12 protein-coding genes are annotated in these 14,997 nt (G+C 67.2%); 10 read left to right on the forward strand and 2 right to left on the reverse strand.

What is annotated here, in order from left to right; translation table 11 throughout:
* Nucleotides 1–201: 201 nt before the first annotated feature.
* Nucleotides 202–891 (forward strand): hypothetical protein, encoded by a 690-nt coding sequence (locus tag GV792_RS13610; RefSeq protein WP_163824454.1) that lies wholly within the window; start codon nt 202–204, stop codon nt 889–891.
* A gap of 15 nt (nt 892–906) precedes the next feature.
* Here the strand turns inward: GV792_RS13610 and GV792_RS13615 are convergent, their stop codons facing one another.
* Together GV792_RS13615 and GV792_RS30100 are read right to left on the reverse strand one after the other, a co-directional pair.
* Nucleotides 907–1,878, reverse strand: coding sequence for a transglycosylase SLT domain-containing protein (locus GV792_RS13615; RefSeq protein ID WP_163824455.1), 972 nt, complete (start codon nt 1,876–1,878; stop codon nt 907–909).
* 263 nt (nt 1,879–2,141) lie between these two features.
* The gene (locus GV792_RS30100) at nt 2,142–3,377 is read right to left on the reverse strand and encodes a DUF4226 domain-containing protein (protein ID WP_163824456.1); all 1,236 of its coding nucleotides are present in this window, start codon (nt 3,375–3,377) and stop codon (nt 2,142–2,144) included.
* 701 nt (nt 3,378–4,078) lie between these two features.
* Here GV792_RS30100 and GV792_RS13625 point away from each other — a divergent pair.
* From GV792_RS13625 to GV792_RS13665, 9 genes are all read left to right on the forward strand, one after another.
* On the forward strand, nt 4,079–4,891 hold the full coding sequence (locus GV792_RS13625) for a hypothetical protein (protein ID WP_163824457.1): 813 nt from the start codon (nt 4,079–4,081) through the stop codon (nt 4,889–4,891).
* Nucleotides 4,892–4,920: 29 nt separating this feature from the next.
* Complete coding sequence (locus GV792_RS13630) at nt 4,921–6,720, forward strand: hypothetical protein (RefSeq protein ID WP_163824458.1); 1,800 nt, start codon at nt 4,921–4,923, stop codon at nt 6,718–6,720.
* 19 nt (nt 6,721–6,739) lie between these two features.
* The gene (locus GV792_RS13635) at nt 6,740–8,263 is read left to right on the forward strand and encodes a PPE domain-containing protein (RefSeq protein WP_163824459.1); all 1,524 of its coding nucleotides are present in this window, start codon (nt 6,740–6,742) and stop codon (nt 8,261–8,263) included.
* The gene (locus tag GV792_RS13640; RefSeq protein ID WP_163824460.1) at nt 8,260–8,604 is read left to right on the forward strand and encodes a hypothetical protein; all 345 of its coding nucleotides are present in this window, start codon (nt 8,260–8,262) and stop codon (nt 8,602–8,604) included. The genes GV792_RS13635 and GV792_RS13640 overlap by 4 nt, the downstream gene beginning before the upstream one ends.
* Nucleotides 8,601–9,347 (forward strand): hypothetical protein, encoded by a 747-nt coding sequence (locus tag GV792_RS13645; RefSeq protein ID WP_163824461.1) that lies wholly within the window; start codon nt 8,601–8,603, stop codon nt 9,345–9,347. The genes GV792_RS13640 and GV792_RS13645 overlap by 4 nt, the downstream gene beginning before the upstream one ends.
* Complete coding sequence (locus GV792_RS13650) at nt 9,344–9,724, forward strand: hypothetical protein (RefSeq protein WP_163824462.1); 381 nt, start codon at nt 9,344–9,346, stop codon at nt 9,722–9,724. The genes GV792_RS13645 and GV792_RS13650 overlap by 4 nt, the downstream gene beginning before the upstream one ends.
* 30 nt (nt 9,725–9,754) lie before the next feature.
* Nucleotides 9,755–10,063 (forward strand): hypothetical protein, encoded by a 309-nt coding sequence (locus GV792_RS13655; RefSeq protein WP_163824463.1) that lies wholly within the window; start codon nt 9,755–9,757, stop codon nt 10,061–10,063.
* A 61-nt stretch (nt 10,064–10,124) separates the two neighbouring features.
* Nucleotides 10,125–12,764 carry a hypothetical protein gene (locus GV792_RS13660; protein WP_163824464.1) on the forward strand — a complete coding sequence of 880 codons (2,640 nt, stop codon included), beginning with the start codon at nt 10,125–10,127 and terminating at the stop codon, nt 12,762–12,764.
* Nucleotides 12,765–12,839: 75 nt separating this feature from the next.
* The gene (locus GV792_RS13665; protein ID WP_163824465.1) at nt 12,840–14,864 is read left to right on the forward strand and encodes a type VII secretion target; all 2,025 of its coding nucleotides are present in this window, start codon (nt 12,840–12,842) and stop codon (nt 14,862–14,864) included.
* Nucleotides 14,865–14,997: the final 133 nt, after the last annotated feature.

Consider the following 14,997-nt stretch of genomic DNA (forward strand, 5'->3'; position numbering starts at 1 on the left):
TGGGCGGCGTGCGCGCCGGTTGCCCTCATAGGTTTCTTTCTCATCATGATCGCGGGATTCACTGGGGTCAGTGATTCGTCTGGCGAGCAGTTCTTCAACTGCCAATGTGACAGTGCGATAGGACCGGATCCTTCGAGCACCGCCACCACTACTCCAGGTTCAACACCGTGCGATTCCGAGGAGGAATGGGATCCCTCTGAGGTGCCGACCACGAATCCGCTGGTGTCGATCACCATTGCGCCGGACAATACCGAGATCTCGGACTACCACCGTGCCTGCATGTCTGCGATTTCGTCCATGGCCCCGCCGCTACAGATCCCGGCCTTGCGGAGGCCCAACACTGGCTTCGCCGTCGAATGCGCTCGCGAATTGGCCTACGCGCAGGTCGGCAGGCGGGCAGATGTGTCGAGTTCGGCGCCGGTAGAGATAGTTCGGGACGTGATGTACGAAGCATCGGCAGCGGCATCGACCGGCAGTTGTCTCGTTCCGGTCAGCGGGGCGACCGACGGTTCGACTGACCCCGCCGTGCCGCAGGCATCGTCGGGGTACACGGAACCGACCGGTTCATGTGCGCAGACCACTCGGCAGGCGGTTGTCTACCTGCCCAATACGATCGCCGGACAGGGGATGTGTGGTCAGCGCGTACGCCTCGACGCCGTGTCGCCCGGTGATCTGGTCTTCTGGGACTATCGCGACAATGCACCCACGCGGGTCGGGATCGCGGTGGAGCATACGGTTGTCGTCGCCACAGACCCCGATACCGGTGAGTTCGCGGCAGGCCAAACGCGTGTTGTCGCCGCTGATCCGGCCACTGGTGAGTTCGCGGTGCTCGATGTTCCATCCGATAGCGATGCCCGCGCCAAACGGGTTCTCGCCGGTGCGGAGAACTGACGGACGCGCCATGACTCAATAGCCCATGTACGCACCGCCTTCGCGCATGCTCGCAATACCCGGCACATTGCTGACCGAACCGTACCGATCGATCGAATAGCGCACGCCGGCGATGATGTTGTCGACCGGGTTCCAGATATCCCGGTGCCCCGGCAGCGAATACGCGTTGAAGGTGGGGTCGATGGTCTGCATCAGCCCCTTCGATGGTATGCCTGCCGCCGCGTTGCTGTCCCACAGATTGATCGCGTTCGGATTTCCGCTGGACTCGTGCTGGATGATCGCCGCGATGGCGGAACGATCGATCTGACTGGTGTCGTATCCTTCCGCGGCGAGTACCCGCATGGCCTCCTCGATCCACTGGCTCTGCTGCCCGGGGGGCAGTGTCCGGGGCGGGCCTGTGCCGGCTCCACCACGGCCCGGCCGTGTTCGGCGTCGCCGCCGCGGAGCGGGTGGCTGCGGTCGCGACTCATTCAGATAGCGGCCCGCGAGCGCCGCCACTCGATCGGCGGAAATGGCGGCGCTGGTCTGACCCTGCCCGAGAACGCTGCCGGCTCGTTGTAGGGCTGAGCCGAGAGTGGCGATCACCATTTGCTGTCCCGCCGGGGTATCGGCCACCGGCCCTAGCGCGGTCAACGCCGTGTTGACCTCGGCGATGAGAGTGCCGATCGCTGCGCGGCCGTGTGTGGTCGACCCGGCAGCGTCGTTGAGGATCCGCTCGAGTTCCACGTTCAGGCTGCCGAGTGCTTCGACCTGGCGGGATGTATTGCCTTGGTGGATACCATATTGCGCGCCCATGTCGCCGCCCATGTGCAAAGGGCCGGTCGGCGCGCCGGTACCGACGACCGGTGGTGCGTACGCTTGGCCGGTGTTCGCGGACGGAGCGCCCTCCCCGTAGCGGCCGGAGATCGCGGCGAGGGCGGCCATCGCCGGCGCGGCCATAGCGGCCAGACTCGCGGGCAAGGTGGCACCGATATCGGGGCCACCCATCGGTGCGAGGCCGGCACCGGGCCGAGGTTCACCTACCGGAGGGACGAAACCTGGTGCGGAAGAGGGTGATGCCGGGGTGGATGTGCCGCCGGACGGTGATCCGGATTTGACGGTGGCCGGACCGGAGCCCGGCGGTGGGGAGCCAGGTGCCAGGGTGGGCACCCGAGGCGGCGCGCCGCCCTTCTTGCCGGAGCGAGGGCGTCGTTCTCTCCGACCCGGTGTCGGTTCGGCGGGGCCGGTATCGACGGTGGGCACTGCCACGGTCAGTAGCCTACGTGGGCTCTACCGGCGCGTACTGCCTTCACGCCGGGAACATTGTCCAGCGAACCGTACCGGGAGATCGCGTAACGCACCCCAGCCATGATGTTGTGGACGGGATTCCAGATGTCGTCGTAGCCGGGCACTTTGTATTGCTGGAACGTCGGGTCGATGGTCTGCAGCAATCCCTTCGACGGAGTTCCCCTCTTGGCATTGTCATCCCACAGGTTGATAGCCCTCGGGTTGTTGGTCGATTCGTGCTGCGCCATTATCGCGATCGCGTTGGCGTTGTTGGCGCCGGACAGACCGAGAATCCCCATAGCCTGCTGAATCCATTGTCCGACGGAGCCGCCCTGGCCGACGCTGGAGGGGCTGTATCCGGATCCGGTTGTCGCGTATCCCTGGCCGTAGCCGCTCGACGGCGGTTGCTGTCCGTTGATGTTCCAGAGGTACTGGCTGGTGAGGCGTTGGACCTGCGTCGCCATGTCTTTGGTCGCGGACTGGCCGGCCGAGACGATCGTGTGGGCCTTCTGCAATGCGGCGGTGAGGATCTGGTGCACCTTCGCCTGACCCTCGCGAGTGTAGGCGTGCGGCCCCAGCGCGGCGAGCGCGACATTGACCTGGCGAATGAGTTCGGTGAGCTTCTTCTGATCGACTTTATGAGTGCCCGCCAGACCCGACACATACTGAGCGAGTTGATTGTCGAGGTTGTTGAACGCGGTGGCAGCAGTCTGCTGGAACAGTTGTTGCGCGCGGCTACCGGTGACGGCGCCGCCGCTGCCGGGGGTGAGGCCAAGCATCTTTCGCAGCTCGATAACCTCGGGGTCGGTCGGATTGCCGTCGCCGTAGGCGGCTGCCAATAGGCGCAGCGCCTTGATGGCGCGTTGAGCTGCGGGCGAAAGGCCGCCCGCGACACCGTCGGCAGCGGCTTCGGCGTCGCTGGCGCCGGCTGCCTTTGAGCCGGGTCCAGCGGAGGTATCGCGGGATCCCTCATCGGGTGTACCGGCCGGTGCTGCGGTGCCCGGTGCCGATGTCTGTGCGCCGGATTTCGGTCCGGCATCGCCGGTGCCATTGGCCAGTCCGGACAACGCCGACGCAAGCAACGGCAGTATCTGCGCGCTTGTGGACAAGGCAGGCTCGAGTTGCGCCAGCGCATCCGTATCATCCGGTGATGAGGCCTCGCGCTCGATCGCCGCCTGCCGTGTCGCGGTGGGCCCCGGCGTACGGGTCGAGTCGGTCACCGGTGGATCCGAAGAGAAGGGTGCCGCTACAGTGGTCGCAGTCGGGATCGTCCCTGGTCCCGTAGGCAGCGAAGTTGACGGTGATGGACTCTCCCGTGGCGTGGCTGCAACCGACGTCCCTCGTCCAGCGCTCGAACCTTCGGACGATGTAGACGTATTCGCGGACGGTCCACCGCCGCCTACCGCCGCCGGTCGTGCGTTTGCCCCGGTACGAGGCCGGTCGGATCGCGTCGACCAGGGGCTCGGTGTCTCGGAGTCTTTACCGGTGGTGTGTTCGCCGTCTGCGGACAGGACCTCGGCTGTAGGCCATACTTCTGCGCTGGTCATAGTGAACCACCGGTGTGAAAGTGGCTATCTGAGTATGGTTTCCGGTACTCGGCGCCAAGTCTCCATCGGTGGAGGTCCATTCCGGCAGTCCTCCCATGTCCGTCGGTGGCTGGGTGAGCCGCGACCAGGCTCATCGCCGCGCACGGTGGCGTGTTCTTCGAACCATCCTCGCCTGTGCGACTACCGTGGGGGTTCCCAGTGTTGGGGATCTTTGACAATGAGTGGGTTCGGAAGGGTATATGGCACATGAATGATCGCGCGGGTGTGGAGCTGAGGTTCCTGATCGCCTCGGTTCGGTCTGACGCGCCCATGCCCCAGTTCGACGACCTGGGTACGAACGTGTTATGGCTGCCGGCTGATTGTGGAGGCATCTGATGCTGGGGTGGATCAAGAAGGCGGCCGTCGCTACGGCCGGGGTTGCCCTGCCGCTTGTCGGCGGAGCGGTAGGTGCTTGGGTGGGAGGGCCGATCGGCGCCAGGGTCGGGGCCAGCCTGGGCGGAGCTGTCGCGGATATCGTTCAGAACGGGAAACCGGGCTGGTCGACGCTTGGTGCCGCCGCGCTGTCCAGCATCGGTGCCAAGAGCTTTGCCGGAGGTGGAAGGAAATTCGGGTTTCTGGGGGGTGCTGAGGGCAAAGCTGCGGCACAGGCGGGAAAGACCGCCAAAGAGGCCTACAAGCTCCCCGCCGCTGCCTCGACTCCGCTGCTGCGGGGAGGGACGTGGGGTGCAACTCGGCGCGGAGGGAACGCCGCTGCTCGGAGAGCGGAGAGATTGCATCTGGCCAAAAACCGCAAGGATTCTTGGCGTAACACATTCAACCCGGGTGTTAATGGACTGCGGTGGAAGGTCTCCAAAGATGGTTTGCGCCGAGCGGGCGCAGGGAACATGGCGTTAACTGGTACGGGCGCTGTAGCCGGGTACTATACCAACAAGGCTCTCACCGGCATGGCTCCGAAAGGGGGGAGCGATCCGCGAGTTCCTGGCGCGAAGGGCGAGGTGGCCTTTGAATACGTTGGGGGTCACGTGAAGTCATCAGTGAACAATATGCCCGGCTTCAAAGCTACACCGAACACTACCGCGGATTCTTGGCAGGAATCAGGATTTCTGCTGATGCCGAAAACAATACCTGACGCATTGAAAGCGTGGTACGCGGGGCCTAAAACGACAGGGTCGACCACACCGGCTTGATTCACTACGGGTAGTTAGGGTTCGGTTCAGTGGCGGAAGAATCTTCAGGCGACGAAACGCCCTCGGTCGACGACTATGTCGCAACGGGCGACGAGGTCGCCGCCGGGGGTGCCGCGAGCGGCGAAGAAGCTGCTTCCTTTGTCGACTTCCTCGACATAGCCAATCGGATCATGGGCGAGGGTGAGCCGGCTGGCATGGAGGAGATATCTCTCCTGCCGACTGTTCCTTCGCCCGCCAGTTCTGAATCGAATTTTGCCGCATATATGGGGGCTGCAGAATCTTTTCGTCTCAGGGCAGATGCCCTCAATGAGTATGCGCAAAAGCAGAAAGATGTCGCCGACGAGGCCAAAGAGAACGTGACCAAATTTGGTCGAAGTCACATTCGGGATGTCATCGTTAGAGTCAATACTCAAGTCATGCAGGCTACGGACGGGCCAACCTTCATCGAACACGTCGGGCTCTCCCTTGAAGCCGTCGATGCGGTTCGTGCCGCCGTCCAAGAAAAGTCCCAGGAACTGGGCAATACGTCCAGAGAACTGGTCGAAAAACTCCAGAAGGAAACCCAAGAGGCTCTCAAAAAGCAGAGCGAGGCTCAGGCGAAGGCACTTAAAGACGCACTCGCGAAATACGGGGGCCCGGGCCAAACTGGCCCCGGCAACACCGGACCCTACGGCCCCGGCAACACTGGACCCTACGGCCCGGGCACCACCGGGCCGGGCGTTAACGGACCGGGCACCATCCAGAACCCGCCACCCTGGGTGAACGACAACGGCCCGAAACAGCCGGGCACAACACCCGACATCAATCGTCCTGGCACGATCACCCCGCCGGGGACCACCACACCTGGCGACACGAAACCCCCTGCGTCGGGGATCAAGCCGCCTATTTCCGATATCAAGCCCCCGACGACCACTCCGCCTATCAGCACGCCCCCGCGGACGACTACGCCGATTTCCTCGCCATCGTCCGGGCTCGGTGGTATGCCGGGCATGGGTATGCCCGGGATGGGGATGCCGGGCATGGGTATGCCGGGGATGGGGATGCCAGGCATGGGCATGCCCGGGATGTACAACGACCAGATGGCGCGGCGCAACGAGTTGGATCGGGATCTCGCGCGGCGGCGTGACGAGATGGATCCCCACCGGGACAAGCCGCGCGATGTCGTGCCGCCACGGTCGGCCGTGCAGCAGGCGGTCGCGCAGCCGAATGGGGCGAACCCCGGCGCGAATGCGCAACACGTGAACGCGAATCCGAATGTGTCCGCGGCGCCTGGCGCAGGTACTCCGCCGCCGGGCGGGCAGGTGCCGGGACCCGTGCCGAACGCGGACGGAAAGGTGCCCTTCGACTTCCCTGGTCGTCCCACGTTGATGGTGTCGCCGGTGGCGCACACGGGAATGGGTGCGGCGGTCGCCAACAAGAAGGGCACGGACGCCAAGGCCGCCTATAAGGACACGCCGGCGAAGTGGAACGACGACAAGAAGATCGGTCTGCGCACCGATCCGGACAAGTTGGTCGCCGGTGATGTCGTCAGTTGGAAGGACACGACCGCCATCGTTGTCGTCTGGCCCAAGGGTGAGGGCGGTGCGGACGCCGCTCCCGTGTCCACTGGTGACGGTGCTCTCGCAGGTGGCAAGGATGGCCCCCTGGAAATTATCGCCAACGGCGAACTTCAACAGGTGACCGACGACATGATGAAGGACGACGGTCCATACGGCGCGTTCAACGGCTTCTTCCATCCGAACGCGATCGACGCGGTTCCGCCGGCCGATGCCGGTGCCGGCGGCGGTGCGCCTGTGCCCGTCGATCAGCAGCCGACCGTGGTGGCCTGATGGGGGAGAGGAGATATCGATGGAGTTGAATGTCGATCTCGGCGCGCTCGTGGCCGCTGCCTCGGCGCTCTCGACGGCAGCGGGTGAGACCGCTCGCGGGTTGCCCCCCGGCTGGGTGACTCCCGCGGGGGCAGACCCCATTTCCGCCGGGGTCGTCCCGCAGCTCAACAACCAGGCTGCAACCCTGGTCAACGGGACAATCGATGTACTCAACGCGGTTGCGCGCGAGGCGCATAAAATCGGCACGTCCGCCGCGAACTACAGCCTCGCCGATGACGAAGGTGCGCGTGCGATCAACGGATCGGGTGCTGATCTGGTGGCCGATCCAGTGGGTGAGCCACAAGTGCTGCCGCACCGGGTGCCTCCCGTCCCCACCACACTGCCGGCCGGTGGGGTCGACTCCTTGGAGTTCGCGGAGAGACTGCGTCAGGGCCCGGGGCCCGGCCCCGCGCACGAATTCGCCAACGCCCTCAGAGGGTTCACCCGCGAAGTGTTCCCCATTGCGAATCAGGTGGTGTCCGACGCGTCGACGGCGATGAAGCAGTGGACGCCGGTGGGGGAGAAGGCAGCCAAGAATCTCACCCGATACCAGGGCTGGCTCGATCGTCTGGCGACCGGGATGACGATGCTCGCCGATTCTGTTGACTCTTACGGCGACGCGTTCCGCCGCGCGAAGGCGAAACATCCGCCGCCGGAGGAAATCAAGGCCGCCCGCAAAGACCTGATCGCAGCCATGCGCTCGAAGAACGAGGCGTGGAAACTGTCGGCGCTGGAAAGATTCGAAAACCAGAATTTGCAGTCGGCCACAGCGATCGGGGGATACGAGGCTGAAATGAGCACCCAGGTGCCCGGTGAGACGGCTGGTGGTGAAGCCGTTCAAGGCCAGGGTGGCCAAACGGGTGGACAGGGTCCGGGCGGCGAGGGTTCCGGTAGTGAGATGGACCCCAGCATGATGGCGAACATGATGTCCGCGCTGACGAACGCGATGTCGTCCATGGGCAATCTGCCGCTGGATCAGTCGGCCGGAGAATACCTCGACGACTATGCCCTCGGCGACGAGTTGTACGATGACTACGGAGGTTTCGCTTCGCCTGGCGGCTTCGGAGGAGGTTTCGGGGGAGGTGGCGGCGCAGGCGCCATGGGTGGCGGCTTCGCCGATTCGGCGATGGTCGCCCCGCCGGCACCGCTGACCGCCGCGGCAGCGCCGGCGAGTACGACACAGGGGTTGCCGCGCGCGCCGGTGATCGAAGCCCTGCCGGCGTCGGCGTCCGCGTCGGGCGCCGCGGCGGGGCGTGGCGCCGGGATGCCGATGATGCCGATGATGCCGATGGCCCCGGGTGCCGGCGCGGGCGGCGGAGCCGGGGGCGATGACCGCAACCGTGTCGTCGCCTGGCATCCCGACCGCCTGATGTACGTCGACGACACCCCGCACACCGAGATGGTGATCGGCGAGCGCCCGACGGTCGCGCCGAGCGTCACCCCGCCAACACCGAATTCAGGTGCGGGCAACCAGCATTCGTCCCAGTCCGGAGGTTCGGCATGAGTGATATCCATCCCGACGTGCAGGCCGCCCTCGATATGGCGCGCGACCTGCGGCACCGCATCGCCGATATGCGGGAGAAGATCGACTCGATCCGGGCGCGGCGGCCCTCGCCGAGCGGCGCGGTGATTCCCGAGGTGGACGCGATGGGCCGACTGACCGGGCTCTACCTGGCACCGGGGACCGTCGACCGGTTCGAGAGCGCCGAGCTCGTGCATGAAATCATGGCCGCTATTCGCGACAGCAGTGCCGATGCCGGGCGCCAGTACCGTCTGGTCATGGACGGTCCGCTGGATTCCGAGGAGGCGGAAGCGGTGGCGGCAACGCCGGGGTCGCCGTCGTGACGCAGACCGATGCGGTCAGCGCGGGCGAAGCGGTGCGCTGGCTGCATGAGGAAGGCCTCAGCCGACTGGCGGGTATCGCCGGGCACGCCGCAGGGCCCTTCGGCGCGTTCACCGTCGAGGTGTCCACCGGAACCGTCACCGCGCACCCGGTCGCGAGCACGGGGGCCGGCTCACAAGTTCTGACCATGTCCGCCGACGAGCTGCCCCCGCCGGCCGAGCCTGCGCACCGGCTGGTGGTCGTCGGGATCACCACTGCCCAGGCGATTCTGGTCATCGACCTTTCGGCCTACCTCGCGGTCGCGATCAGCGCTGACGACCCGGTCGGTGCCGCTCGTTCCTGGGTGATGCAGTTGCTGCTCGATCCCGAGGTCACGGTGACCACCAACTGCGCCGCGGTCGCCATCGGCGACAGTCCGCGGTGCCGTCGTGGATTCTTCCCCGGCGGTGGCGCGCCGATCATCCATATCGATGACAAGCGCCCGCCCGTCACCAGGGTCACCCTCGATACCGCCGACGAGTCCGCAGACCGTCTCGAGGTGGCTCGCGATGGTTCCGGGGAGATGTACCTCGGCGCCCGGTTCTGGTCGTTGAACCTGGTCATGACGATCGACGAGACGACCTGGGCGGCACTGGCCGCGAGCTTGGAGGCGGAAGTTGCCGCCGCGCCCGACTCGAGTCCCGCATCGCCCGCCTCGGTGGTCGCCGTAGGCACCGCCGAACGACCCCCGGAGATCAGCCGATGACGCACCCCAACCCCACCGACCTACACGAGGTCGACGACTTCGACGCTTACGATCCCGACGAGGCACCTGTCGCTCCGGATTGGCAGAACATGACCTACGAGGTCGTCAACCTCGACCACAGCGTCGGCGTCGCCTGCAATCGCGACGGTGAAATCGTCGGATTGCACCTCACCGACGAGGCGCGTGAGAACGGGGATGCCTGGTTGTCTGCGGAGGTGCTGCGGGTCGCACGTTTGGCGCACCTCAAGTCCAGGGTCGGTCTGCGTGCCGAGATGGAATACAACGGGGCAAGCCCCTACACGGTCGACGCGTTCGATCTGCCGACCGAGGCTTCCTATCGCGCCACGGAAAGTGCCGAGCTGGGCCGCACCACGTAACCGCACGCCCACTCGAGGACAGGAACCGACATGCTGGACAGAGACGACACCCCCGAAGTCATCGCCCCCGCGGGCGAGTACGTCCGCGCCATCGCGACCAGCGCAGGGCAGGTGGCGGTGACTGTGCGCGATCTGGTCGTGCCATGCCGGCCCGCGTCGTCACTGGATCATGCGCTCTTCGGCGAACTCGACTGGATCACCACGACATTCGACACCGCGGTCAAGAAGTGCCTGACTCGCGCCAACGCAGCGTTTCAGGACACGGTGGATGGCGCGAATGCCCACGATGTCGCCGACATCCTCGGCGCCGCATACATACGTGGGCACCAGGCGATCTGAGCTGTCGCGACCGAATGCGGACCGGTGACGGTGCCCGGCGGGGTGCGGAGAGTGGAGCGGAATGGAGCCGGAGCGCACGAGCCCGTACTGGGATGCGATCGTCGGTGACGACTGGCCGGAGATCTCGCCGGGAGCATGGCATGCGCTCGAGAACCAAGCCCGCACGGCGGCCGCCGCGCTGAACACAGGCGATGCCGCTCGGGCGCGTCTCGCCTTCGATCAAGCGGTGCGTTCCAGTGCGCGTTTGCAGCCGATCAAGGACGAGATGCTGGCCCAGCAGGGCACGCCGCAAGCCTTTGCCGATGCGCTGATCGCGGCATCGGAGGTCTTCCGTGACGCCGGTGCGCTCGTCTACCGCACCCGTAACCGGATCCTCGACATCGTGGACGACGCCACGGCGCGGATCGCGGCTGTGCACCGTCGCGCAGAAGAAGCCGGCGCCGAAGAGGCGCCGACGCCCGAGCAGACGGCCGACACGGTTGCGAACGTGCTCGGCGGTGCGCGTGCGGAGGTCCGCGATGTGGTGGCCGCGGCGCTCCGTGCGATCAGCCCGGCCGGACTGCCGTCACTGGCGGTGATCTCGCAGGTGCTCGGGGAGCCGGGGCCGTGGGAGTCGGGGGGGTCTCGTTCGCGACCTGAGCCACCGGTGGGCCCGTCGGCGCCGCCACCAACCGATGCCGGGGACCGCCGCGGCCCCGAAGGCACGCAACCCCGCAGCCCGGATGGGCGACCCGGCGCGGATGCTCCGGCACCGCGACCCACACCGGAGTCGCCGGACGATCGTTTCGAGCCGATCGTGGCGCCAGACGAGATGCTGGATCCGGCCGCACCGCCCTCCGAGGCTCAGCCGCCGGCCGACCTCGTTGGCGATCCAGCCGACTCTGATTCGGTCGTTCCGGGTGATCAGGAGCCGGCGGCGTCGCAACCCGCAGACAGTCCGCCGCAGACCCGCGACACCGGCCCGCACACCCCGGACGCGAGCGCCGGCGCTGTGCCGCCCACGCGCGGGGGGGCCGGTCCGGTGCCAACACCCTGGGGGAGCGCCGCACCTGACTCCACCAGGGGCGCAGCCGGCTCCGATATCGGCTCGGGCGACAGCACCGGCCCTGACCGTTCGAATGGCACCGACTCCGAACGTATGACGGGAGCGGGTCCGTACCGCGGGGGCGGTCCGGACCCGCAACGGACCGGTGCGGAGTCCGGCCGCTCGGACACCGACGAGTCCGGAGTCACCGAGCCGGGGAATACGGACACGGCAATCGACGCGGCAGCGCGCACGACTGCGTCGAAAGATGCGTCCGGTGCGGAGAACTCGGGCCCGGAGTCGTCCGTGCAGGCCGATTCGACGGCAGGAATGCCTCCGCCGATGATGCCGATGGGCGCGCCGGCGCCGGTATCGGCCACCGCGCCAGGATCGCCGCCACCGTCGGTCCCGGTGAAGTCGAGTGGGCCGAGCGTCGGCCCCGCGGCAGCGACGTCGTCACCATCGACGGCGGCACCCGCACCACCGGTCGCACCGGCGAAAGCGCCCGTGGTGGGTGCGCAACCACCGGCGGGCACGTCAGCACCCGGCAGCGGTACCGCCGCGGTACCGGGTACAGCCCAGCCCGCGAACCGGACGATTCCACAGCCGGAGGCCGTTCCCGCAGATCCAGAACAACAACCCGAGGACATCGTCCGCCACGTCGTCGGTGCGGCCATGGCCGCGGCAGCGGGACCGTCATTCGTGCTCGGTGAGAAGGTCGACGGAGATCTCGTGCTCGCCCGAACCCTGCTTGCCGGCGTACTCGCGGCCGCCACCCATGTGACCGGACCCGAATCGGCGGTCGCGGTCATGCGGCATTCGGGAGGTGTCAGCGCGTTCCTGACCTCCAACGAGGGCCGAGGATGGCTGCCCGCCGGAGTGTTCGTGCCGCGGGAACTCTCGACGCCGTGGGTGTGGTCGGTGTCCGAAGGTTCCGGATGGGAGGGAATCTCCGATCCGGCCCGGGTGCTGGCGGAGTTCGCGCTCGCCTGGGGCCGGAAATCGGGTGCGCGGTTGACCGCGCTGGCCTCGTCGATGCCGATCGATACGATGCTCGGTGCCCAGTTGGGCGAGGTCGCCACCGCAGGCTCGGTGGACGCCTCGCCTGCGATGAACCTAAGCGCGCCTGGCCCTCGCCTGATCGATCGGTTGGAGTTGACCGGGTCGCCCCGCATGCTGGCTCGGGTGGCGGAGACGCCCGACGACGAGATTCACGCTCGCTGCGTCGATCTGGCGATCGACGCCCATCAGCGCCTTGCGCGAGCCGGCATGAACAGCAGCGACGCACTCGGTGTGCCCGCTCTGCGCGAACGGATCCTGCCTGCGATTCGCCAGGGACGCGACATACCGGACCAATCCTGGGACGAGCTGCGCGATCTGGACGACCTGCTGGCGGTCTCGATGGTGTCGCGCCGGTTCGACGCGACGCGAGTCGCCCTGGGGGAGCTGCGATCCGACCAACCCGGAGCGGATGCCTCGGCTTTGCGTGCCATGGTGTTCGAACGGCGATGCGATGAACTGGTGTTGCTGCTCAACGGCGAGCCGACGCGGCAGCGGCTGCGTGATGCGATGTACGCGCACGCGCAGATCGCGGGGCATTCGGCGCTGGCCGAACCGGCCGCGGGTAGCGCACGGCCCGCTCGTCGGCCGACGGTAAGCGCGCCAAGGGTTTCCTGAAGGCTGTCGGCAGGTTCCCAATGACGGGAAGCCGGAACAATGAAACGGTCGGTGGTGTGGAAGGAGTGATCGAGCGTGCCGGAAAAGCTGGATCTCGACCCCGCGGTGTTGCGCCAACTCGCGGACCAGCACGAGCAGGTCGCTCGGGACACTCGGAAGTGGGCCGAACAGCCCACGGACTGGCTCGCAGACTTCCCTCGTACCTACGGGTCCATCGCTGATCCGGTCTATCATGCGCTGCGCGACTACTACCAGGCCAGGCAGGACGCGGGCGAAGCTCTCGCCCTTGATCACGAAACGACCGCGAAGAACCTGCGCGCGTCCGCGGACAACTACGAATACAACGACCAAGAGGGTGCTGCGGCAGTGCGTCGCGGCGGTGACGAGGTCGAGAATCCGACCGGAGGTGGTACGCAGCCCGCGCCATCGTCGCCTCCGCCTTCCACCGGAGGAACGGCGCCGGATGGACCGTCCGGCGGCCGTGGTCCCGACGGTCCGGCACCGGACGACGTGCGGCCCGATCCGGACGGCACGGCCACCACGCCGCAGCCGGAGCAGACGCTCCCCGGCGGTACGGCCCCCGATCAGCCGATCGCGGAAGGCCAGACACCGACCCCGGGTGGGCCCACTACCGGTGCACCCGCCGGAGCCGACACCGGCGCCGGCGCGCAAACGCCGACCACCGGTGCCGCACCGCATATTCCGGCGGCCGCAGCGACCGACACATCGGCCGGCTCCACCAACACGCCCACCGGTGCGCCCGCCGGCGCGTCGGCTGGTTCGCCTACCGGGGGAGTCCCGCCGGTCACCGCGATGCCGGGCGCAGGCGTCGGGCCTCTCGCGGGCGGGATGGACGACCGCAGTGCGACCGCGCCACCGTCACAAACCGGCGGCCGCTCCGAAGCGGCGCCCATGGGCGTGCCGATGCCGACACCGTTCGCCGCCGCGGTCGCCAACGCCAAGGACAAGGCCGCCGAACCAGCCCACGTGGTCGGCGATCAGGTCGACGAGGATCTGGTGATCGCCCGCACCCTGCTGCAGGCGGTGCTCGCGGCAGCCGACTCCTCCGTGATCGGCCTGTCCTGGGCAGTGTCGGTGATGCGGGGCCCGGCAGGAGCCGGGGTGTTCATCACCACCAACGAAGGGCGCGGCTGGATGCCGGCCGGAATGTTCCTGCCACGCGAGGTGTCCTCGCCGTGGGTGTGGGACGAATTGCTCGGCACCGACGGAAACGCAGGCTCACCGTGGGAAGGCGTCTCCGACCCGGCCCGCGTACTGGTCGAATTCGGAATGGCCTGGGGCCAGAAGGCCAACGCGAAACTGTCCGCACTGGTCTCCTCCGGGCCCATCGACCCGGGCCTGCGCGCACAGCTCGGTGATGTGCCGAGCCAAGGGCTCGTCGGTCCGTCCTATGACCTGGATCTGCGCGAATTCACTCCGGACACCGCCGACCGCCTCGGCCTGTTCGGCTCGCTCAACGCCCTCGAACACGTTGCCGCGGTTCAGGACAACCAGGTCCCCGGCCGTTGCGTCGAACTGGCCATCGACGCGCACATGAAGCTGGGGCGGTCCGGACCGCCGCCGGTCGAAGCAATGGAAGTGCGCGGCGTCCGGGAACGGATCCTGGCCGTGGTACAGGCGGGACAACAGGTTCCCGCACCGTGGTGGGACGACCTGCGCGACGCCGACGACCTGCTCGCGGCCTCCATGCTCTCGCGTCGCGTCGACCCCGGCCGGGTCGGACTCGGCGATCTCCGGGTCGACGACGCGGACTCGTCCTTGCGAGACATGGTGTTCGAGCGTCGCTGCAATGAGCTGGTGCTGCTGCTGGAGGGCGAGCCGACCCGTCAGGGCTTGCGCGACGCCGTCTATGCGCATGAGCAGATCGTCGAGCACCCGCTGTTCATGGAGGCTCCGTCGACGGTGTCGACCGCCGATACCGGGCGCGTCGCCCGTCCGGCCACCTCGACCGGAACTGTATCGGCGCCCGGCGTTTCCGCTGGGCCGCCGGGAGGTGTGTCCGGGCCGCCTCCCGGGGCTGTGGCCGGGCCGCCCCCCGTCGCGCCGCCGCTTTCGAGGAGTGACCAGGATGGTGCTTGAGCATCCTTCGAGTTCTGATCGCGAGCGCTGGTCCACCTGGACCGTCCGGCTGTGCTCGACAGGAGTGAAGATTTCCGTAGCCGAGTCGATGGGTAGCGGGCGCGTCGGCGCTTCGGATGCGTGGGATCGGGTG

Source organism: Nocardia cyriacigeorgica, from assembly GCF_010868145.1.
Classification (GTDB): Bacteria; Actinomycetota; Actinomycetes; order Mycobacteriales; family Mycobacteriaceae; genus Nocardia; species Nocardia cyriacigeorgica_D.